Annotated in this window: 18 protein-coding genes; 5 read left to right on the top strand and 13 right to left on the bottom strand. The window is 70.3% G+C overall.

Going from position 1 to position 21,612, the window contains the following annotated elements; translation table 11 throughout:
• Together E1181_RS08110 and E1181_RS08105 are read right to left on the bottom strand one after the other, a co-directional pair.
• Entirely contained in the window at positions 1 to 1,857 is a 1,857-nt protein-coding gene (locus E1181_RS08110) for an FUSC family protein (RefSeq protein WP_235876604.1), read from the bottom strand.
• 84 nt (positions 1,858 to 1,941) lie between these two features.
• Positions 1,942 to 2,292: a hypothetical protein gene (locus E1181_RS08105; RefSeq protein WP_132673333.1), complete on the bottom strand. Its 351-nt coding sequence runs from the start codon at positions 2,290 to 2,292 to the stop codon at positions 1,942 to 1,944.
• A gap of 251 nt (positions 2,293 to 2,543) precedes the next feature.
• On the opposite strand from E1181_RS08105, the gene leuA reads away from it, so the two are divergent.
• Positions 2,544 to 4,337 carry a 2-isopropylmalate synthase gene (gene leuA / locus E1181_RS08100; protein ID WP_132673332.1) on the top strand — a complete coding sequence of 598 codons (1,794 nt, stop codon included), beginning with the start codon at positions 2,544 to 2,546 and terminating at the stop codon, positions 4,335 to 4,337.
• Between the two features lie 192 nt (positions 4,338 to 4,529).
• On the opposite strand, the gene E1181_RS08095 is transcribed toward leuA, so the two are convergent.
• The gene (locus E1181_RS08095) at positions 4,530 to 5,159 is read right to left on the bottom strand and encodes a DedA family protein (RefSeq protein WP_132673331.1); all 630 of its coding nucleotides are present in this window, start codon (positions 5,157 to 5,159) and stop codon (positions 4,530 to 4,532) included.
• Between the two features lie 435 nt (positions 5,160 to 5,594).
• Here E1181_RS08095 and E1181_RS08090 point away from each other — a divergent pair, with 435 nt between their 5' ends.
• Together E1181_RS08090 and E1181_RS08085 are read left to right on the top strand one after the other, a co-directional pair.
• The gene (locus tag E1181_RS08090; RefSeq protein WP_235876619.1) at positions 5,595 to 5,807 is read left to right on the top strand and encodes a hypothetical protein; all 213 of its coding nucleotides are present in this window, start codon (positions 5,595 to 5,597) and stop codon (positions 5,805 to 5,807) included.
• The gene (locus tag E1181_RS08085) at positions 5,804 to 7,420 is read left to right on the top strand and encodes an alpha-amylase family protein (RefSeq protein WP_132673329.1); all 1,617 of its coding nucleotides are present in this window, start codon (positions 5,804 to 5,806) and stop codon (positions 7,418 to 7,420) included. The genes E1181_RS08090 and E1181_RS08085 overlap by 4 nt, the downstream gene beginning before the upstream one ends.
• Here the strand turns inward: E1181_RS08085 and E1181_RS08080 are convergent.
• A complete protein-coding gene (locus tag E1181_RS08080; RefSeq protein WP_132673328.1) occupies positions 7,409 to 8,320 on the bottom strand; it encodes a LysR family transcriptional regulator in 912 nt (303 codons plus the stop codon). The two genes, E1181_RS08085 and E1181_RS08080, sit on opposite strands and share 12 nt — an antisense overlap.
• Before the next feature lie 72 nt (positions 8,321 to 8,392).
• On the opposite strand from E1181_RS08080, the gene E1181_RS08075 reads away from it, so the two are divergent.
• The gene (locus E1181_RS08075) at positions 8,393 to 9,292 is read left to right on the top strand and encodes an EamA family transporter (protein ID WP_207922048.1); all 900 of its coding nucleotides are present in this window, start codon (positions 8,393 to 8,395) and stop codon (positions 9,290 to 9,292) included.
• Positions 9,293 to 9,512: 220 nt separating this feature from the next.
• On the opposite strand, the gene E1181_RS31335 is transcribed toward E1181_RS08075, so the two are convergent.
• The 8 genes from E1181_RS31335 to E1181_RS08040 all read right to left on the bottom strand — a co-directional run bounded on the left by E1181_RS31335 (position 9,513) and on the right by E1181_RS08040 (position 17,213).
• Positions 9,513 to 9,689: a hypothetical protein gene (locus tag E1181_RS31335; RefSeq protein ID WP_165944548.1), complete on the bottom strand. Its 177-nt coding sequence runs from the start codon at positions 9,687 to 9,689 to the stop codon at positions 9,513 to 9,515.
• Positions 9,690 to 9,768: 79 nt separating this feature from the next.
• Entirely contained in the window at positions 9,769 to 10,854 is a 1,086-nt protein-coding gene (locus E1181_RS08070; protein ID WP_132673327.1) for an ABC transporter ATP-binding protein, read from the bottom strand.
• Positions 10,855 to 10,998: 144 nt separating this feature from the next.
• Positions 10,999 to 11,997: an ABC transporter ATP-binding protein gene (locus E1181_RS08065; protein ID WP_132673326.1), complete on the bottom strand. Its 999-nt coding sequence runs from the start codon at positions 11,995 to 11,997 to the stop codon at positions 10,999 to 11,001.
• 12 nt (positions 11,998 to 12,009) lie between these two features.
• Positions 12,010 to 12,942 (bottom strand): ABC transporter permease, encoded by a 933-nt coding sequence (locus E1181_RS08060; RefSeq protein ID WP_132673325.1) that lies wholly within the window; start codon positions 12,940 to 12,942, stop codon positions 12,010 to 12,012.
• Positions 12,943 to 12,948: 6 nt separating this feature from the next.
• Positions 12,949 to 13,959: an ABC transporter permease gene (locus E1181_RS08055; protein ID WP_132673324.1), complete on the bottom strand. Its 1,011-nt coding sequence runs from the start codon at positions 13,957 to 13,959 to the stop codon at positions 12,949 to 12,951.
• 84 nt (positions 13,960 to 14,043) lie between these two features.
• Positions 14,044 to 15,738, bottom strand: coding sequence for an ABC transporter substrate-binding protein (locus E1181_RS08050; RefSeq protein WP_132673323.1), 1,695 nt, complete (start codon positions 15,736 to 15,738; stop codon positions 14,044 to 14,046).
• A gap of 327 nt (positions 15,739 to 16,065) precedes the next feature.
• The gene (recR, locus tag E1181_RS08045; protein WP_132673322.1) at positions 16,066 to 16,662 is read right to left on the bottom strand and encodes a recombination mediator RecR; all 597 of its coding nucleotides are present in this window, start codon (positions 16,660 to 16,662) and stop codon (positions 16,066 to 16,068) included.
• Between the two features lie 230 nt (positions 16,663 to 16,892).
• Positions 16,893 to 17,213: a YbaB/EbfC family nucleoid-associated protein gene (locus E1181_RS08040; protein ID WP_235876618.1), complete on the bottom strand. Its 321-nt coding sequence runs from the start codon at positions 17,211 to 17,213 to the stop codon at positions 16,893 to 16,895.
• 340 nt (positions 17,214 to 17,553) lie between these two features.
• Here E1181_RS08040 and E1181_RS08035 point away from each other — a divergent pair, with 340 nt between their 5' ends.
• Positions 17,554 to 19,356, top strand: coding sequence for a S9 family peptidase (locus tag E1181_RS08035; protein WP_132673320.1), 1,803 nt, complete (start codon positions 17,554 to 17,556; stop codon positions 19,354 to 19,356).
• Positions 19,357 to 19,362: 6 nt separating this feature from the next.
• On the opposite strand, the gene E1181_RS08030 is transcribed toward E1181_RS08035, so the two are convergent.
• Positions 19,363 to 21,591, bottom strand: a complete 2,229-nt coding sequence (locus tag E1181_RS08030) for a DNA polymerase III subunit gamma and tau (RefSeq protein ID WP_132673319.1) — start codon at positions 21,589 to 21,591, stop codon at positions 19,363 to 19,365.
• Positions 21,592 to 21,612 lie beyond the last annotated feature (21 nt).

Genomic DNA, 21,612 nt, shown 5'->3' with positions numbered 1-21,612 from the left:
TCACCTCGCCATGTGGTGGTAGATCGCGTCGATCTCGGCGTGCAGCGAGTCCGGGCGGACCTCGGGATCAGCGCGCAGACGGCGGTTGACCGTGCGCATCGTGGAGACCAGGCGCTGCGCCTGCTGCAGGTCGGTGTCGCCGGCCCGGACGGCCTGCTCGGTGGCCGCGTCGACGACCCGCTCCAGCACGGCGATCGTCGGCCACCACGCCTCGGCCTCGGCGTGGCGGTCCGGGCTCATCAGCAGCTGCTGCAGCCGGGAGCGCAGGTCGGCGAGCTGCCGGTAGGTGCGGCGGCGCAACGCCGGACGCCCGTGCTCGGCACCGGCCAGCGACCGGGAGAGGTAGTCGGCCACCGACTCGACCGCGTCGGCGACACCGTCCCGCAGCGACGGCCCGCCCCGCACGCCGCGCAACAGGTACCCGACCACCAGCACGATCGCGCAGCCGACGAAGGTGTCCACCAGCCGGGCCGCGGGGTAGAACTGCGCCTGCTGGCTCATCTGAAGCAGCACCAGCGCCGTCACCACCGCGCTGAACAACCCGTAGTGCCTGCTCAGCGCTACCGGCAGCTTCCCGGCCAAGGCGACGATGAACGGCACCAGCCACCACCCGGTCGGCAGCAGCGCCAGCAGCGCCCACGCCACCAGCACGCCCAGGATCGTGCCGAGCGCGCGCAGCACGGTCCGGGCGAACACCGATCCGGAGTGGGGGCGCAGCACCAGCGCGACCGTCAGCGCGATCCAGTAGCCCTGCTCGAAGCCCGCGAGCACGGCGAACCCCTCGGCCAGCGCCAGGCACAGCAGCATCCGCAGCACCTGCCACCAGGTCGTGGCACCGATGCTCAGCCGCTCCCGCTGCCTGCCCGGCGCCGGGGAGCGCTTGGCATCGCGGAACGCGTCGACGAGCTCGGCGATCCCCTCGTCCAGCGCCCTGACCAGTGCGGATTCGGTCGGGCTCGGCTGGAACCGGGGCGGGATCTCGCCGGTGCGGACGCAGCGGGCCAGTCCGGCCAGCGCTTCGCGGGTGCGCAGCGGCGGGGTGATCCCGGCGTGCGCGACCGACACCGCCGCCTCCACCACCGGAGTCGCGCGCAGGTAGATCAGGTGCAGCCGGTCGCGGACCCGGCTGCGCGACATCGACGCGCCACCGATGAGCACGTCGTGCGCGGTGTCGAGCGCCTTGGTCAGCCGCTGCCGGGCGGTGACCGTGTTGCCGGGCCCGAACATCCGCAGGATCGCGGTGAAGATGTCCGCGACCGCGTCCCTGGCCGGGGCCGTTCCGCGCACCGGCCACGTCGCCGCCGCCAGCGCCAGGACCAGCAGCTCACCGGCCAGGAACCAGGCGACCTGCTCGTGCAGCGCGAGCACCGGGGAGCGCTGGCCGGTCGCCACCACGCAGAAGGTCAGCATGTGCGCGCCGCCGGAGGACCACAGCTCCCCCAGCCTGCTGGCCAGCACCGACGGGACCGACACCGCCAGCACGGCCACCACCGCCCACAGCGGGTCGGGGGCGGCAGCGCCGGCGGCGAAGCCGATCGCGCCGAGCACCACGGCGATCGCCAGGCGCCGCAGCCGGAACCGGTAGGAGCCGGTGACGTCGGAGAAGCTCGCGCACAGCGCGCCGACCGAAGCCAGCACGGCTTCGTCGATGCGTCCGGTGAGCAGGCCGACGACCTGCGGGGACCCGACGCCGACGGCGGCCGCGACGACGCGGGTCCAGTCGGTCGGGATGGCGATGGGTCGCAGCATCCGCCGCAGCCAGGCAGGTGCTTCGAGTCTCGGGAGCGCGCCGCTGGTCAACCGCAATCCCTTCGGGTCGCCGGGGCCTGCGCTCCACGCCGAGCGACCGGGGGTCACCCCGATCCTGCCAAGCCGAGCTGCCGCGGCGGTCTCCGCGAAGACGGGATCACACGACGGTGTGCGTCACACCGCCAACGCCGATCAGCGCAGGGCGGCGAGGATCCGCCGGGCGATGGAGGTGATGACCAGCCAGAAGAGGGCCGCGATGCCGTAGTTGAGCAGGACCGCCAGCTGCGGGTCGGCCGGGGTGAACAGGTCCTGGAAGCCGAGGGCCAGCGGATCGGCGACGGAGGCCACGAACTGGGTGATGCCGTTGTCCGGATTCGCGCTGCCGATGGTGAGGATCACATGGATCGCCAGCAGCGAGGCGCACACCAACCCCGCCCAGCGCACCACCAGGATCAGCACGTCGACGAAACGGCCCCACCCGCGTCGCAGGTCAGCGCGTCGCACGCCGCTCTCGTGGGCACCGGTACGAACTTCCTCGGTCACGATCACAGTGTGGCACGAGAACCGGCGAAATCGGCAGGGTTGTTCGCCCGCGAACAGCCACCCGGTCCCACGATCTGGAAAGGCCGCTTGCGTTGCAGGCCCTTGTTGCGGTTAGCCTTGCTCCGTGGCTCGCGTTCTCCTGCTTCGCCGCCGCGACGGGGTCTCCTAGACCGGCCCCTCGTCGCGGGGTACGAACGCGCCGGTCTCCCATGCAGTCCGAGAACCGGTAAGCGACCAGGAGAACGCCTCTCATGAGCAGCAACAACCCCGACGCGCAGGCCCCGTTCACCGGCCGTGTGCGCAAGCCGTCCAAGCCCGCGCCCGCCGGTCAGCCGTCGTGGAACCCGCAGCGGGGCAGCTCGATGCCCTTCCACCGGTACAAGCCGTTCCACGAGCTCGTCGAGGACGTGTCGCTGCCCGACCGCACCTGGCCGGACAAGCGGATCACCCAGGCCCCGCTGTGGTGCGCCGTCGACCTGCGCGACGGCAACCAGGCGCTGATCGACCCGATGTCGCCCGCCCGCAAGCGCCGCATGTTCGAGCTGCTCGTGCAGATGGGCTACAAGGAGATCGAGGTCGGGTTCCCGGCCGCCAGCCAGACCGACTTCGACTTCGTCCGCGAGATCATCGAGGACGGCGCCATCCCCGAGGACGTGCGCATCCAGGTGCTGACCCAGTGCCGACCGGAGCTGATCGAGCGCACCTTCCAGGCCCTGGAGGGCGCGCCGAAGGCCATCGTGCACATCTACAACTCGACGTCGATCCTGCAGCGCCGCGTGGTGTTCCGCGAGGAGCGCGAAGGCATCAAGAAGATCGCCAAGATGGGCGCCGAACTGGCCCTGGAGCTGGCGGGCAAGTACCCGGACACCGACTTCCGGTTCCAGTACTCGCCGGAGTCCTACACCGGCACCGAGCTGTCCTACGCCGTCGAGGTGTGCGACGCGGTCACCGAGATCTGGCAGCCCACCCCGGAGCGGCCGGTCATCCTGAACCTGCCCGCCACCGTCGAGATGGCCACCCCGAACGTCTACGCGGACTCCATCGAGTGGATGCACCGCAACCTGGCTCGCCGCGACTCGGTGATCCTGTCGCTGCACCCGCACAACGACCGCGGCACCGGCATCGCCGCCGCGGAGCTGGGCTACCAGGCCGGCGCCGACCGCATCGAGGGCTGCCTGTTCGGCAACGGCGAGCGCACCGGCAACGTCGACCTGGTCGCGCTGGGCATGAACCTGTTCAGCCAGGGCATCGACCCGCAGATCGACTTCTCCGACATCGACTACGTCAAGCGCACCGTCGAGCACTGCAACCAGCTGCCGGTCGCCGAGCGGCACCCGTGGGGCGGTGAGCTCGTCTACACCGCGTTCTCCGGCAGCCACCAGGACGCCATCAACAAGGGCCTGAACGCGCTGAGCGCCGAGGCCGAGAAGGCGGGCCGCTCCGTCGACGAGCACCCGTGGGAGGTCCCGTACCTGCCCATCGACCCCAAGGACGTGGGCCGCAGCTACGAGGCCGTCATCCGGGTCAACTCGCAGTCCGGCAAAGGCGGCGTGGCCTACGTGATGAAAACCGAGCACCAGCTGGAGCTGCCGCGCAAGCTGCAGATCGAGTTCTCCAAGGCCGTGCAGGCCCACACCGACGGCGAGGGCGGCGAGGTCAGCCCGGCCGACATGTGGACGGCGTTCTCCGCCGAGTACCTGGAGGCCGACGCTCCGCTGAAGCTGGTCCGGCAGAGCTCCTCGGGTGAGTCCGGCGACGAGACGATCACCGCGTCGGTGGTCGTGGACGGCGAGCAGCGCGAGATCACCGGTCGCGGCAACGGGCCGGTATCGGCGTTCGTCGACGCCTTGAGCACCGTGGGCTACGACATCCGCGTCCTGGACTACCACCAGCACGCGCTCACCTCGGGCGACGACGCGCGTGCGGCGGCCTACCTGGAGTGCACCGTCGGAGACGACGTCTTCTGGGGTGTCGGAGTGGACACCTCGACGATCGCGGCCATGCTCCGCGCAGTCGTCTCGGCCGCCAACCGGGCCTCCCGCTGACCCGACCCAGCCGTACCCGGCTCGGCTGACCCGATTACCGCCGTAATCCGGCACCCGAATACTGCGATATTCCGGGTCCTGATTACGGCGGTATTCCGTTCACCACCCGGATTACCGCCGTAATCGGGGGACCGAATACCGCCGTATTCCGGTCGCCACCGTGCCGGGGTGAGGTGGTTCTGGCCAGGAGGGTCAGGTGGATTGGGCCGGTTCTGGTTCTTCCGCTGCTTCAGCTCGTTCCACTCGCTTCTGGATGATGCGGGTGCTCCACCAGGCGAAGGCGACGGCGATGACCAGGCCGATCCACGAGAAGCGGTGGAACCACTGGCCGGCGACCAGGCCGAACCCGTAGGACAGGGCGGTCACCAGGCCCGCCCACGCGATGCCGCCGGTCGCGTTGGCCAGCAGGAACTTGCGGTAGGGCATGCCGAGGCTGCCCGCGAGCGGCCCGGCGAGGATGCGCAGCAGCGCGACGAACCGGCCGCCGAAGACCGTCCAGGCTCCCCAGCGATCGAAGAGCTTCTCCGCCTGGGCCAGCGGCTTGGGGCCGAAGTGCTTCGGCAGCTTGGTGCCCAGCCAGGTCAGCAGCTTGCGGCCGAAGCGCTTGCCGACGGCGTAGCCGATCGAGTCCCCGACGATCGCCCCGATCGAGGCGAAGGTGGCGAGCAGGATCGGGTTGATCACCCCGTGCGAGGCCGCGACCCCGGCGCTGACCAGCAGGATCTCGCCGGGCAGTGGGATTCCCACGCTCTCCAGCCCGATGATCCCCGCGACCACCAGGTAGATCACCCCGGCTGGGATCGTGTTCAGCCACTCGATCATGGAAATCCGTTCTGTCGGGGGCAAGCGCAGTTCGGCTCCTGCAAGGGTACGGACTGCCGCTCGATCGCCACCGGGCACCGGGTGGCGGGAAATCGCCGGTCACGGGCACAACTCCGGTAACAGGGCAGAGCGGACGGGACCCGGGGATCCATTAGCCCGCACGGCCCATCGGCCGAGCACGACCCTCACGCTAAATCGGGGAACGGACTCGACCAAAGTCGGTATTGCCCGGCGCCGCGAACGGGCATCATGGACGCACGTCGCAGGGATGCAGGCGGCGCCCCCTGGGGGAGAACTAGTTGAGGAGAAGCGGCGCAGACGGGGGAAACGTCGGGGCATGGCCGCTTCTCCTCTTCTATCTCCGCCAGCAGATCATCACTCGAACGGTCTATGAAACTTGATGTTCGAGAGTTCGCACGGTTCAGTGATGTGGCTATGTGGCCGACCGAAGATCCGACGGAGCAGCTGCGGTGGCGCATCGAGTGCGCCACGTCGAACGGCTGCGGGAACGTGACCGTGCTGGTCATGGGTGACCGCGTCGGAGTCGTGCTACCGCCCGGGGACACCCTGATCTTCACCGCGGAGGAAGCCGAGAGCCTGGCCTACCTGGTGGAGAAGGCGATCGGCTACACGTCGGTGCCGAGATGAGCCTGATCGACACCGATCTGAGCTTCGACCCCCGCGATCCGCGCTTCCCCGTGCCTGGCGGCCCGCTGAGCTGGTCGGTGCAGGTGTTCACCACCACCAACGGCTACGGCCTGCGACCCGCCGAACCGCTCGTCGACGCCGGTCGCGTGCACCTGCGCACCGGCTACGCCGCGCTCGGGCAGCAGCGCACCGTCGACGCGGGTGTCGTCGACGTCGAGGTCGCGCTCCGGGACGGCGTGCTGAGCTGGTCGATCACCGCGGAGCACACCGAGCCGATCAAGGCCGTCAAGCTGCTGCTGCGGGGTCTGCCGGAGCGGCAGCTGAGCGCCGGCTGGTGGGCGCCGAACACCGGCCGCTCGCACAGCCACCACGAGCGCTTCCAGCTGGAGTACCCGAGCCCGGACTGGGCGACGCCGTGGGTCGCCGTCGGCGCGGAGTCCGACTGCTCGCTGCTGAGCGTCCGGGACCCGTCGGTGCGCAGGCACGTGCTGCACGTCAACACGCCCGTCCACTCCCCAGAGCCGATCGTGGAGCTGCTGCACGTGCCCGCCGCGTCGGCGCGCGGGACGACCTGCCGGGTCCCGGAGGTCCGGCTGCGCCAGGACGCCTCGTCGCCGGACCAGGACCTGGACGAGCACCTGCGGTTCGTCGAGGGCGCGCACGGGCTGCGGCCGTGGGAGTCCCGGCCGGACGTGCCCGGCTGGCTGCGCGACACCGCGCTGGTGGTGACGCTGCACGGCCAGCACTGGACCGGCTACGTGTTCAACACGTTCCCGCAGATGAGCGAGGCCCTCCGCTTCATCGCGCAGCACATCGACCCGCATCGCGTGCTCGCCTACCTGCCCGGCTGGGAAGGCCGCTACTACTACGCCTACCCGCGCTACCGGCCCGGTGCTGATCTCGGCGGCGACGAGGGGTTCGCCGAGCTCGTCCGCACCGCGCACGAGCTCGGGTTCCGGTTGATGCCGATGTTCGGCGGGCACGGCGCCAACGTCGCGCAGTACCCGGACTGGGAGCGGGCGGTGATGCGCAACGACACCGACCGCTACGTGGAGCTGCTCAACCGCCCCGACTGGGACTCCGACCGCTCCGGCGAGGGCGATCAGGTCTTCCTCAACCCCGCCGAGCCCGGGTTCCGCGCGCACCTGGTGGAGTCGATCTCCGCGCTGGTCGACGAGTTCGGCGTGGACGCGGCGTTCCTGGACACCGTGGGCTACTACTTCAACGACCCGCGCCACGACGTGTTCGACGGGTACCGGCTGCTGGTCGAGGAGCTGCACCGGCGGCATCCGGGTCTGGTGCTGGCCGCCGAGGGCTGGTGGGACGCGCTCAGCGCGCTGTTCCCGTTGAGCCAGCAGTGGTTCGGAACCGACCGCGACCTGCGCGAACCCCGGGTCCTGTCGCGCTACGCCCGGACCACCGGACACCTCGCCGAGGGCACTCCGGGACCGGGCAGCACGGGTGTGCACGAGAAGGGCTACGTCCCGAGGCCGCCGGACGTGGTGCGCGAAGGCCACCTGCCCGTCGTGGGCGTCGTGGACGGCACGCTCGCCGAGCACGGCGACGAACTCGCCGCGATCTGCCGCTGGGCCGCCGCCAACTCACCCCGGTGAGTTGGCCTCGGTCCGAGCGCGGGCCTCGGCGGTGAGCGCGTCCAGGGCGACCTGCACGGCCGGGCGCTCGGTGGCGCCCTTGCGGGAGACGACCTCGATGTTGCGGCCCGCGCGGACCCCGGCGAGCGGGCGCATCACGAGCTGCGAGCTGTTCACCGTGTACCTGGGCAGCAGCGCGATGCCGTGACCTGCGGCGACGAGCGCTTCGGTGACCCGGAAGTCGTTGATGCGCTGGACGACCGTCGGGCGCACACCGGTGCGCACCGCCAGCGAGCGCAGCACGTCGTCGACCGGGAAGCCGATGTCGACGCTCAGCCAGGGTTCGCCGACCAGCTCGGTGAGCTCGACGCGTTCGCGGCCCGCCAACGGGTGCCCGAGCGGCATCGCCACGTCCAGCGGCTCGCGCAGCAGCGGCGTGACCGCGACCCGCTCGCCGTCGTGCGGCGGTGCCTGGTCGTCCCGGTGCGTGACGACCAGGTCGAAGTCGGCGGTGAGGCGGGGGACCTCCGACGGCACCATGTCGATGTCGCGAGCCTCCAGCCGGACCTTCGGGTGCTCGGCGATGCGCCGCAGCACGCCCGGGAGCAGCAGGAACGCACCGGAGGGAAACATCGCGACGCGCACCACGCCGCGCGGTGACGAGCGGTAGGTGTCGAGCTCGGCCTCGGCCCGGTCCAGCGCGGCCAGCACCTCGTCGGCGCGGGTGGCCAGCGCCCAGCCGGCGTCGGTGAGGCGCAGCCCACGTCCGGCCGGTTCGGTCAGCCGCACCCCGACCTCGGCCTGCAGGGCCCGGATCTGCTGCGACACCGAAGAAGGCGTGTAGGACAGGGCGTTGGCGACCGCGGTGACCGTGCCGCGATCGGCCAGCTCGCGCAGGAGTCTCAGCCTGCGAACGTCCATAGAGGAATATTACACAGTACCTGCAAATAGTATTGCTTGTGCTTCACAGACGGCCCCCGCAGGCTGAGCGGTATGACCACGAGAGATCGCCTGCTGGCGGTGGTCGTCGCAGTGTTCTGGGGCGGCAACTTCATCGCGTTGGACCAGGGGCTGGGGCACTTCCCGCCGTTCTTCTTCGCCGGGCTGCGCTTCGCCGTGCTGCTGCCGATCCTGTTCTTCGTGCCGTTCCCGCGGGTGAAGTGGCGCTGGCTGATCGGCTACGGCCTGTTCTTCGGGACCTTGCAGTTCGCGTTCCTGTTCGTCGCGATGAAGATCGGCATGCCGACCGGGCTGGCCTCGCTGGTGCAGCAGGGGTCGGCGCCGTTCACCGTGCTGCTGGGTGCGTTGCTGCTGCGCGAGAAGCTCACGCCGGTGCAGGTGCTGGGCATCACCACGGCGGTGCTGGGCATGGTCGCCATCGGGTGGCACCGCGCGCAGACCGCGACCCTGCTGCCGATGCTGATCACGCTGTGCGGCGCGTTCTCCTGGGCGCTGGGCAACCTGTGCAGCCGCAAGGCCGAAGCGCCGAACCCGCTGCACCTCTCGCTGTGGATCGCGATCGTCCCGCCGGTGCCGATGTTCGCGGCGTCCGCGGTGTTCGAGGGGCCGACGACCGGTTGGCACGCGGTCACCACCGTGCTGGACTCCCCGACCGGGACGGTTGCGCTGGCCGGTCTCGCCTACACGTCGCTGCTGGCCACCCTGGTCGGATCCGGGCTGTGGACGACGCTGCTCGGCAGGTACCCGGCGAGCACGGTGGCCCCGTTCTCGTTGCTGGTTCCGGTGGTCGGGTTCAGCACGGCCTGGCTGATCCTCGGCGAGCAGCCGCACCCGTTCGAGCTCGCCGCCGGGGCGGTGGTCGTCGGCGGGGTGCTGCTGGGCAGCATGCGGATCGCCCGGCGCCGGCCGGCGCTGGAGCCGACACCCGTGTGACGCGCAGAAGGGCCCGATCTGTCGACCTGGTCAGGATTGCGGCGGAGCCGCTGTTCCAGGTGTGGGACTCAACTCGCACCGCCGCGGGCTCTGACGCGTCGCCTGGGTGAGGACGACGCGACGCCGTGTATTGGCATACATCAGTCGTGGCGCCCGGAGGCCAGGCGGCGCGTCAGGTTCCGCCACCCGCACCGCCACGCAAAGGAACCCTCACCACACATCAAGCAATCGGGCCCTTCTCGAATTCCGGATTCCTGACGTGCACGCCATTTCCCACCGGGCAGTCGTAGAGCACCAGCGCCTGGTTGGTCTCGGCGACAAGCCGGGTGGCGACGGTTCGGTCCAGGATCGCCCGGTGCTCGCAGGCCGAGCACCGGAGCGCGCTGCTGTACCTCACGCGCGACCTCCCTCCTCCAGCCGAAGATCCTATGTGGACGTCGGCCGCGACGGAACGGGCTCGCGAGAAACCGTCAGGATCACGCCGTCGGGACGACCTCTTCCGGCGCCACCGAGCGGGGCTGGAGCTCGCCGTCGCGGATCGCCTCGGCGAAGTGGCAGGCGACCCGGTGACCCGCTCCGATCTCCCGCAGGACCGGGCGTTCGCTGTCGCAGCGCTCCTCCTGCCGCCACGGGCAGCGGGTGTGGAACCGGCAGCCCGACGGCGGGTTCGCCGGTGAGGGCAGGTCGCCGGTGAGCAGGATCTGCTCGCGAGCGTCCTCGACCTGCGGGTCCGGCACCGGAACCGCCGACAGCAGCGCCTTGGAGTAGGGGTGCAGCGGCTGCTCGTAGAGAGCGTCCGATGTGGACTCCTCGACGATCCCGCCCAGGTACATCACGCCCACCCGGTCGGCGATGTGCCGCACCACGGCGAGGTCGTGCGCGATCACCAGGTAGGTCAGGCCGAACTCCTCCTGCAGGTCCTCCAGCAGGTTGAGCACCTGCGCCTGCACCGAGACGTCCAGCGCCGAAACCGGTTCGTCGGCCACCACGAGCTCCGGGCCGACCGACAGGGCGCGGGCGATGCCGACGCGCTGGCGCTGCCCGCCGGAGAACTCGTGCGGGTACTTGCGCAGCGCGGTCGGCGGCAGCCCGACGGCGTCGAGCAGTTCGCGCAGCCGCTCGTCGGTGGACGCCTTGTCGTGGGCCAGGCCGTGCGCCCGCATGCCTTCCACCAGCAGCGATTCCACCGACTGGCGCGGGTCGAGCGAGGACAGCGGGTCCTGGAAGACCATCTGCATCCGCTGCCGCATCTTGCGCAGCTTCTCGCCCTTCATGCCGGACAGGTCGGTGCCGTCGAAGACGACCTCGCCGCCGGTCGGCTTCTCCAACCGCAGCACAGCGCGCCCCAGGGTCGACTTGCCGCAACCGGATTCCCCGACGAGACCGTAGGTCTCACCGCGCTTGATGCTCAGCGACACCCCGTCCACGGCGTAGACGTGGCCGACCGTCCGGTCGAGCACCATGCCCTTCTTGATCGGGAAGTGCACCTTCACGTCGTTCAGCTCGACGAGCACGTCCTCGCTCACGCCGTCCTGAGCGCTGGACACAGGATTGTCGCTCATGACGCCACTCCGTTCTGCGGGACACCCGCACCCGGTCGGCTCACATGAGCGCGGGGGACGAGATTTTCGCTCATGACGCCACTCCGTCCTGCGGGACACCCGCACCCGGTCGGCTCACATGAGCGCGAGGGACGAGATTTTCGCTCATGACGCCTCCACGCTGTTCGAGATCGGCTCGCGAACCGGGTTGTGGCAGCGCAGCAACCGCGCTCCCGCGTCGACGCTGACCTCGGGGGTCTCGCGCTCGCACACCTCGGTGGCGTTCGGGCAGCGCGGGCAGAACGCGCACCCGGTGTCCCACGGGATGTTGTCGGCCACCGAACCCGTGATCGGCGACAGGCGTTGCCCGCGGGGCGAATCCAGTCGCGGGATCGAGGCCAGCAGGCCTGCGGTGTAGGGGTGCTTGGGCCGGGCGAACAGCTCGTGCCGCGCCGCGCGTTCCACCACGCGACCGGCGTAGAGCACGTTCACCTCGTCGCACAGCCCCGCCACCACGCCGAGATCGTGGGTGATCATGATCAGCGCGGTGTCGGTCTCGGCGACCAGTTCCGAGAGCAGCTTGAGGATCTGCGCCTGGATCGTCACGTCCAGCGCCGTCGTCGGCTCGTCCGCGATGAGCAGCCGCGGCTTGCAGGCCAGCGCCATCGCGATCAGCGCCCGCTGCCGCATCCCGCCCGAGAGCTGGTGCGGGTACTCCTTGAGCCGCCGGTTCGGGTCCGGGATGCCCACCTTGCGCAGCAGCTCCTCGGCCTCGGGCATCGCCTGCTTGCGGGGCAGACCCCGGTGCCGCTCGATGACCTCGGAGACCTGCAACCCGATGGGAACCACCGGGTTCAGCGAGGTCAGCGGGTCCTGGAACACCATGCTCAGGTCCTTGCCGCGCCGGGCGTCGAGCTCCTTCTTCGGCAGCGTCAGCAGATCGGTGCCGTCGAAGGACACCGAGCCGGACACCTCCGCCCCGCGCGGCGGCAGCAAACCCATGATCGCCAGCGAGGTCACCGACTTGCCGCAGCCGGACTCGCCGACGAGGCCGACGGTCTTGCCCGGTTCGACGTCGAAGGAGATCCCGTCCACCGCGGTCACCGGCGGCTCGCCCTTGCGGGCGAAGACCACGGAGAGGTCGCGAACTTCCAGCAGTGCCATTGCCAACTCCCCTTACCGGCGCCGCTTGGGGTCCAGCGCGTCGCGGAGCGACTCGCCGACCAGCGTGAACCCGAAGGCGACCAGGATGATGCAACCCGCGGGCCAGAACGCCAGCTGCGGGTGCGAGTCGATGATGCCCTGCGCGCCGCCGAGCATCTGGCCCCATTCCGGCACCGAGTCGTCGGCCGCGCCCAGGCCCAGGAAGGACAGCGCCGCCGCGTCGATGATGGCCACCGCCAGCACCAGCGTGGCCTGCACGATCACCGGTCCCAACGCGTTGGGCAGCATGTGCCGGAACACGATCGCGCTCTCCTTCACGCCGAGAGCCCGCGCCGCCAGCACGTGGTCGCTGCTGCGTTGCGCCAGCATCGTGCCGCGCAGCAGCCGCCCGAAGATCGGGACCTGCACGATCGCCACCGCGAGGATCACGGTGAACTGGGTCTGCTCGGCGAACAGCGCGCCGATCGACACCGCCAGCAGCAGCGACGGCACCGACAGCATCACGTCGGCGATGCGCATGACCAGCGAGTCCACCCAGCCGCCGAAAGCACCGGCGAGCAGGCCGAGCACCAGACCGCCGCCGAGGCCGATGACGGTGGCCAGCACCGCCACCAGCAGCGTCTGCTGAGAACCCAGCAGCAGCCGGGACAGCAGGTCGCGGCCGTACTGGTCACCGCCGAGCGGGAATCCGGGCTGCGACGGCGGGATCGTGTTCTCCGCGCGGGAGACCTGCGATTCCAGCAGGCGTTGCGCCGGGTCGTGCGGCGCGATCAGCGGCGCCAGCAGGGCCAGCAGCACGAACGCCACGATGACCAGGGCCCCGACGATGAAGACCGGGTTGCGGCGCAACCTCCGCCAGGCCGACGCGGCGAGGCTGACACCGGCGTCGGAGGCCGATTCCGCCAGCGCGTCGAGCTTGTCCTTGCGCTGCGTGTTGAGCACCATCGTCCCTCACCGTGTCCGCAGTCGTGGGTCGATCAACGCGTACGAGAGGTCGACGACGAGGTTGACCAGCACGTAGACCATCGCGGAAGCCAGGATGACCACCTGCAGCACCGGGAAGTCCTTGCGCTCGAAGCCGATCGCGACGGCCTGCCCGATGCCGGCGATGTTGAACACCCGCTCGGTCAGCACCGCGCCCGCCAGCAGCGCACCGGTCTGCAGACCGATGGTGGTGACCACCGGCAGCATCGCGTTGTGCAGGATGTGCCTGCGCCGGATCACCATCTGCCCCAGGCCCTTCGCGCGCGCGGTGCGCACGTAGTCCTCGTCCATCACGTCGAGCACCGCGGCCCGGGTGATCCGGAAGATCACCGCGAACGGGATGGTCGACAGCGCGATGGCGGGCAGGATGAGGTGCACCAGAGCGTTCCAGGAGGCGTCCCACTCGCGGGTCAGCAACCCGTCGAGGATGTAGAAGCCGGTGACCCGGGTGGCGTTGATCGCCGAGTCCTGCCGCCCGGACGCGGGCAGCGCGCCGAGCTCGATGGCGAAGACGAACTTCAGCAGGAACGCCAGGAAGAACACCGGAACCGCGACGCCCACCAGCGACCAGGTGATGCTCAGGTTGTCCAGCCATCCCCCGCGCTTGCGGGCGGCCAGGTACCCGAGCGGGATGCCGACCACCACGGCCAGCAGCAGCGCCAGGATGGACAGCTCCAGCGTCGCCGGGAAGCGCGTGATGAACACGTCCAGCGCGGAGTCACCGCGCTGCACCCCGGTCGAGGTGCCGAAGTCGCCGGTGATCGCCCGGCCGAGGAACTTGAAGTACTGCACGAAGATCGGCTGGTCGAGCCCGAGAGCCTTCTCGAGCTGCTCCCGCGCCGCCGGTGTGGCGCGGTCGCCCAGCAGTGCCGAGACCGGTCCGCCCGGCAGCATGCGCAGCCAGCCGAACAGCAGCATCGACAGGACGAAGACGACCAGGACCAGCTGTCCCAGTCGTCGAACAGTGAAGCGGAGCACGCGAAAACCCCCGTGTTCAAGTCAGCGAACCGGGTGCTGCGCGCGGAACCGGTTGGCACCGGCCCCGCGCGCAGAACCTCGGGATCACTGCTCCGAGACGCTCACCGAAGCGAACTCTTCGGCGGTCAGCGGTGAGGTCACCAGACCCTGGACTCGGGAGCTCGTCACGATCGCCGGCGGCGAGTGCGACAGCGGAACCGCGGGCAGGTACTCGGACAGCAGCTTGCGGTTGATGTCCTGGTACATCGAGGTGCGCTTGGCCTCGTCCGGCTCGGAGTCGGCCGCCTTCAGCTGCCCCGCCAGGTCCTCGCCCCACGGCGCGCCCGCGGTGTAGAAGCGGTTGGTCGGCGTGCCGAAGAACGTGCCGATGAAGTTGTCCGGCGTGTTGTAGTCACCGGTCCAGCCGAGCAGGAAGATGTCGGCCTTGGCGTTGTCGACGTCGTCGATGTAGCCGCCGTTCCACGGCTTGCTCACCGGGTTCACGGTGATGCCGGCTTCGCGCAGGTCCTCGGCGAGGGCGTTGTAGATGCCCTGCGGGTCCGGCATGTAGGGCCGGGTGACCTCGGTCGGCCAGTAGAAGTTCACCGTCAGGTTCGACGCGCCCGCCTCGGCGAGCAGCTGCTTGGCCTTGGCCGGATCGTGCGGGTACTGCTGCACGTCGGGCGCGTAGCCGTCGACGTTCTGCGGGTAGAACTGGCTGGCCACCGAGGCGCCTTCCGGCAGGTTGGCCTTGACCAGCGTCTCCCGGTCCACCGCGTGGGCCAGGGCCTGCCGGACCTTGAGGTTCTGCAGCGCCGGGTTGTTCTTCTGGGTGATCCCCAGGTACATGATGTTGAACGGGTCGCGGACCTGGACCTTGTGGCCCGCGTCGCGCAGCGCCTTCAGGTCGGCGGCGTTGGGGAAGTCGTAGCCGTCGATCGCGCCCGACTCCAGCTCCTGCTTGCGGACGGTCTCGTCCGGGATGATCCGGAAGATCAGCTCGTTGACCTTGGTCTTGTCACCCCAGTACTGGTCGTTGCGGACCAGCTTGATGGTGCCGTTGGACTGGTCGTAGGAGTCGAACTTGAACGGCCCCGTGCCGGTCGGGTGGGCCTTGGCGTACTCGGGGTAGACGAAGCTGTCGCCCTGCGCCTGCACGTCGTTGGCCTTGTACTGCTCCATCGCCGTCGGCGATTGCATGCTGAACGACGGAAGTCCCAGCAGGTCGGGGAACTTCGAGGTCGCGCGGGTCAGGTGCACGACCGCGGTCGTCGGGTCCGGGTTCTCGCAGTTCTGGAACAGCGAGGGCGCCTTGCCGTCGGCGAAGCCGCCGAAGTTCTCGATCCAGTAGTAGGACAGCGCGTTGTTCTGCCCGGCCCCGGTCTGGTTGTACCAGCGCTGGAAGTTCTTGCAGACCGCGTCGGAGTTGAAGTCCGTGCCGTCGTGGAACTTCACGCCGCTGCGCAGCTTGAACGTCCAGGTCTTGCCGTCCGGGGTGTGCTCCCAGCTCTCGGCCAGCGCGGGTTCGACCTCGACCGAGCCGGGCTTGAAGTTGACCAGGCCCTCCATCAGCTGGCGGGTGACGCGGAAGGTCTCCCCGTCGGAGGCGTAGAAGGGGTCGAACAGGTCCGGAGCACCGGCAGCACCGAAGGTGAAGGTGCCGCCCTCTCCGCCACCGGCCCCGCGCTCGGATTGCGCGCAGCCCGCCAGGGACGCAGCAGTTGTGAATGCGATGCCGACCGTGATGATCCGACGCAGAGAGCGGGTTCCGCTTCGCCGCACCGATGGAGCTCTACTCATTGGATTTACCCACCCGTTTGTGTCCAGAGGCAGCAGAGTTCCGTGAGAGTAACCCTCGAAAGGAGGGGAATGGAACAATCAAGGTTACGATCGCGCTACTTAGGCGATCCTTAGCGAACGGGGAGCAATCGGACAAAAGAAGGACCTTGCCAGAACTGCGAGTTCTCCGCTAAACGCGGGCGAATAGAGGAACGAATCGTCCTAGTCAAGACCCTGGCGACTTGTTTCCTCGGACACGAAGACGGCGCCTGACCTCCCGGAAGTCCGAGAAGAAAGGCGCCGCCGTTCTCGCTATTGATTTGTTCGCGTTTTAAACGTTCACGCCTACTACATCGAACGCCGACCGGACAGCGCCCGGCCGAGCGTCAATTCATCGGCGAACTCCAGGTCGCCACCCATCGGAAGTCCTGAAGCGAGCCGCGTGACGTTCAGACCCGGGAAGTCGCGCAACATCCGCACCAAATACGTCGCGGTCGCCTCGCCCTCGGTGTTCGGGTCCGTCGCGATGATCACCTCGCTGATCTCGTCGGTCCCGATCCGCGCCAGCAGCTCCCGGACCCGGAGCTGATCCGGTCCGACGCCCGACAGCGGATCCAGCGCACCACCGAGCACGTGGTAGCGGCCCTTGAACTCGCGGGTGCGCTCCACCGCGAGCACGTCCTTGGGCTCCTCCACCACGCAGACCAGCGTCTTGTCCCGCCGGGCGTCCCGGCAGATGCGGCAGGTCGTCTCCTCGGAGACGTTGCCGCAGACGTCGCAGAACACCACGCCCTCCTTGACCTGCTGCAGGACCTCCTGCAGCCGGGTCACGTCCGCCGGCTCCGCGGCCAGCAGGTGAAAGGCGATGCGCTGCGCGCTCTTAGGACCGATGCCGGGAAGACGTCCCAGCTCATCGATCAAATCCTGTACCGGACCCTCGTACACGTCGACTCGCTTAGAAGTTGCGGATGTTGTGGTCTTCCAAGCGGCGGAGCCGCTTTCTCGTTCACCAGCTCAGCAGCCGGCACCGCCGCGGGTTCTGAGGTGGTTCTCCTGTGAGGACGCCTCGACGCTGTGTATTGGCATACATGAGTCGGGGCGCCCGGAGCAGGAGGGCCGCCTCAGGTTCCGCTCACCGCACCGCCACGCAAGTAGACCACCAACCTCCTAGCTGATCACAGGCCTGGCAGGCCTAGATCGCCGAGGCCGCCGCCCAGGCCGCCCGTCAGCGGGCCCATCTTCTGCGCCTGCAACTCCTGCGCGGCCCGGTTGGCGTCGCGGACGGCCGCGACGACCAGGTCTGCCAGCGTCTCGGTGTCCTCGGGATCGGCCGCCTTCGGGTCGATCACCAGTCCCTTGAGCTCCCCGGCACCGGTGACGGTCGCGGTCACCAGCCCGCCACCGGCGCTCCCGGTGACCTCCGCGTCGGCGAGCTCCTGCTGCGCAGACATCAGCTGCTCCTGCATCTTCTGCGCCTGTTCCATGATCTGCTGCATGTTCGGCTGGCCACCTGGCTGCACCGTTACTCCTCATCGCCCGGGTGAGTACCCCCGCACGGGGCACACAACCAGCGTAGAGGTTCTGCGGTTCCAGCTCTGAACTCACCTTGCTTGGCGGTGCGGGTGGCGGAACCTCAACGGTCCTCTGGCTCCGGCCGCCACTCCTTGAGTATGTGAATACGCGGCGTCGCGGCGTCCTCCCCAGAGAACCGCTGAGACCCCGCGGCGGTGCCGGCTGGGAGGGTGGCCTTCGTGCCTCGTGGCTGCGCCCCTTGCGCGACGAGCGTGGCGGGCTCCCGTCCTTGGTCGCCATCACACGACGTGACAGGGTGATCACGTGACGCTGGACATCACGCGGCTGCTGGAACTGACCACCTGGCGCGCGTTCGACGTGACCGACGACGGACGGGTGCTCGCGGGCTGCGACGAGTCCGGGTCGGTGCAACTGGTGGAGCTCGCCGACGACCGGCGCACCGAGCTGACCGCGCTGGCCGGTGCCGTCACCGGCCGGTACCTGCCCGGCGAGCGCGCGGTGGTGGTGCAGCACGACAGCGACGGCAACGAACGCAGCCAGCTCTCGCTGCTGCGCCTCGACGACCGCCGGCGACGACCGGCCCAGCTGTCCGAACTGGAGCCGCTGGTCCGCGACCCCGAGCACGTGCACCGGCTGCTCGACGTGCTGCCCGGCCGCATCGTCTACGCCACCAACCGCCGCAACGGCGTCGACTTCGACGTGGTGATCCGCAGCGTCGTCACCGGTGAGGAGCACGTCCTCTACGACGGCGGCGGCATGGTCGCCGAGGTCTCGGTCTCCCCCGACTCCCGCTACGCGGCCATCACCGTGCCCGCCGAGAAACCCCTGTCGGACCAGGTGATCCTGGCGGACACCATGCCCGAGACCGGGGCCGACCGGCTGCGCGAGCTCACCGCCCGCGACGTCGCCGCACGCCACCTCAACCCCGGGTGGCAGGCCGGAGGGCTCGTCGTGACCAGCGACGCCGAGCGCGAGCACACCGGCATCGCCCGGCTGGACCCGCGCACCGGTGAGCCCCGGTGGCTGGTCACCTCCCCTTCGCACGACCTCACCGGCCGGTTGTCGCCGGACGGGGGCACCCTGCTGGTGCTGACCGCCGTCGACGGCGCGCACCGGCCCGCCCTGCACGACGCCGAGACCGGTGAGCACCTGATGGACATCGCGCTGCCGACCGAGGGCTGGTGCGGTTTCCCGCTGCCCGAGCCGGTCTGGTCACCGGACTCCCGGTTCGCCGCGCTCACCTTCAGCTCCCCCACCTCTCCTGGCGACGTGCTGCTCGTCGACACCACCGCCCGCACCTGCGCACCGCTGACGTTCTCGGCGGCGCAGCTGGCCGGGGAAGCCCTCGCCGAGCCGACCGTGCACAGGGTTCCCGCTCGCGACGGCCAGGAGATCCCCTGCTTCCGCTACGCCCCGGCGGAGCCGGACGGGTCGGCCGTCCTGCTCATCCACGGCGGCCCGGAGAGCCAGTCGGTGCGCGCGTTCCACCCGCTGGTGCAGGCGATGGTCGCGCGCGGCCACACGGTGCTGGTGCCCAACGTCCGGGGCTCCACCGGCTACGGCAAGACCTGGTACTCGGCCGACGACGCCCGCAACCGGCTCGAATCCGTCGACGACCTCGCCGACCTCCACCGGTGGCTGCCCGCGGTGGGCGTCGACCCGTCCCGCGCGGCGCTGTGGGGCGGTTCCTACGGCGGCTACATGGTGCTCGCGGGACTGGCCTTCCAGCCCGGGCTGTGGGCGGCGGGCGTGGACATCGTCGGCATCTCCTCGCTGGTCACGTTCCTGGAGAACACCGCGCCCTACCGGCGGGCCCACCGGGAACGCGAGTACGGCAGCCTCGCCACCGACGCCGACTTCCTCCGCGAGGCGTCCCCGCTCACCCGCGTCTCCTCCATCGCGGCGCCGCTGTTCGTCCTCCACGGCGCCAACGATCCGCGCGTGCCGCTGACCGAGGCCGAGCAGATCGTGGAAGCGGTGCGCGGCAACGACGTCGCGTGCGAGTTCCACGTGTACCCCGACGAGGGTCACGGTCTCGCCAAGCGCTCCAACCGACTCGACGCCTACCCGAAGGCCCTCGCCTTCCTGCGCCGGCACCTCGGCTGACCGACGTCAGCCCTCGATGCGGCGAGCGCCCAGCTCCCGTTCGAAGAGCTCGACGGCCGCCGAGTCGGGATCGCGCCCGACGCGCGCTCCGGCCTCCATCGGTGAGGACTCCGCGAGCATCGACTCCGGGTCCTCGTCCTCCGGCGGCGGCGCGGCAGGACGCTGCGGCTCCGGCGGTGGCGGGATGTCGTCCGGCGGGGGCTCCTCGTCCGGGGGCTCCGGCGGCGGCGGGATGTCGTCGGGCTCCGGCGGGCGCGGAACCGAACCACCGCGCGCACCACCGGCATTGCGCTGCTGAGCAGCACCGCTGGGGCCCTGCCCGTTGCCCTGGGAAGGCTTCGGCTCCGGCGGGCGCTGCTCCGCAGGCGGCTGCGGCGGCGCGGCGGCCTGCTGCTGCGACGGGCGCTGCGGTGGCTGCGGGGGCTGCTTCGGCGCGGCAGGCCGGGCGGGCGGGGCCGCCCCGGCTTCGACGCACTGGATGTCCCACTCGCCGCCGACGACCTCGCGCAGCGACTCCCGCACGAAGTCCAGCCGCCGCTGCTGCGCGAGCTGCTTGACCAGCCCGGACGTCGGCATCGACAGCACCAGCACGCCGTCGTTGAGGTCCTGCACGGTGGCGTTGAGCAGCAGCGCCTGCGTCGGCCGGTTGCGCTTGGCGACGCCCTGCAGCACGTCGGTCCACACTCGGCGCACGGCCGCGGCGTCGAACCCGTTCGGCGCGGACGCGGCGGGCTGCGAGGCGGCAGGCGCGGCGGGAGCCGACGCGGCGGGCTGGGCGGGTTCCGGGGCCGGTTCCGGCGGGCGCGGCGGCTCGGCGGGACGCTGCGGCTGCGGTGCTGCGGCGGGCGTCTCGGCCTGCGCGGCGGATCGCTGCGGTGCCGGTTCAGGCGCCGGAGCGGGCGCGGGCTTCTCCTGCGCGGCAGGGGTTTCCGCCGGTTTCGGCGCGGGCGCCTCCTGCGCGGTTCCGGCGGCGGCGCGCTCGTGCGGTCGCTGGAAGACCCGCTTCGGCTTGTCGCCGTCGTTCGAAACCGGCGCCGCAGCACCGGGTTCCGCGGCCGGGGCCTCGCCCGGCGCGATGGTCATCCGGCGCTCGACGCGTTCGAGCCGTTGCAGCAGCGCGGTTTCCGAGTCCGACACGGCCGGCAGCAGCATCCGCGCGCACAGCAGTTCCAGCAGCAGGCGCGGTGCCGTGGCTCCGCGCATCTCGGACAGTCCGGTGTGGACGATCTCGGCGAACCTCGACAGCGTCGCCGCGCCCAGCTGCTCGGACTGCTGCTGCATGCGGGCGAGCTCGTCGCCGGTGGTCTCCACCAGACCCCGCTCGCCCGCGTCCGGGACGGAGCTGAACAGCACCAGGTCGCGCAGCCGGTCGAGCAGGTCGGAGCCGAAGCGGCGCGGGTCGTGCCCGGCCTCCACCAGCCGCTCGACCGTGCCGTAGACGGAGGCGGCGTCGCCTGCCGCGAGCGCGTCGACCATGTCGTCGATCAGCGCGACGTCGGTGACCCCGAGCAGCGCGACGGCCCGCTCGTAGGTGACGCCCTCCTCCCCGGCACCGGCCAGCAGCTGGTCGAGCACGCTCAGGGTGTCTCGCGCCGAACCGCCACCAGCCCGGATGACCAGCGGGAACACCGCCGGTTCGACCTTGACGCCCTCGTCGGCGCAGATCCGCTCCACCAGCTCGCGCATCACGCCCGGCGGCATCAGCCGGAACGGGTAGTGGTGGGTCCGGGACCGGATGGTGGTCAGCACCTTGTCCGGTTCGGTGGTGGCGAAGACGAAGATCAGGTGTTCCGGAGGCTCCTCGACGATCTTCAGCAGGGCGTTGAAGCCCTGCGTGGTGACCATGTGGGCCTCGTCGATGATGAAGATCCGGTACCGCGACTGGGCCGGCGCGAAGAACGCGCGGTCCCGCAGCTCGCGGGTGTCGTCGACACCACCGTGGCTGGCCGCGTCGAGCTCGACGACGTCGACGCTGCCACCGCCCTCGGGCGCGAGCGACACGCAGGAGTCGCACTCGCCGCACGGGTCCGCCGTCGGGCCCTGGGCGCAGTTCAGCGACCGCGCCAGGATGCGCGCGCTGGAGGTCTTGCCGCAGCCGCGGGGGCCGGAGAACAGGTACGCGTGGTTGATCCGCCCGGCGGACAGCGCGGTCCGCAACGGCTCGGTGACGTGTTCCTGCCCGGCGACCTCAGCGAAGGTCGACGGACGGTACTTGCGGTAAAGGGCGAGCGCCACGGTCGGAACCCTACGCGGTCG

Source organism: Saccharopolyspora terrae (genome assembly GCF_004348435.1).
Lineage (GTDB): Bacteria > Actinomycetota > Actinomycetes > Mycobacteriales > Pseudonocardiaceae > Saccharopolyspora > Saccharopolyspora endophytica.
Note: the sequence above shows the minus strand (reverse complement) of the source record. Positions and strands in the feature narration are given on the sequence as shown.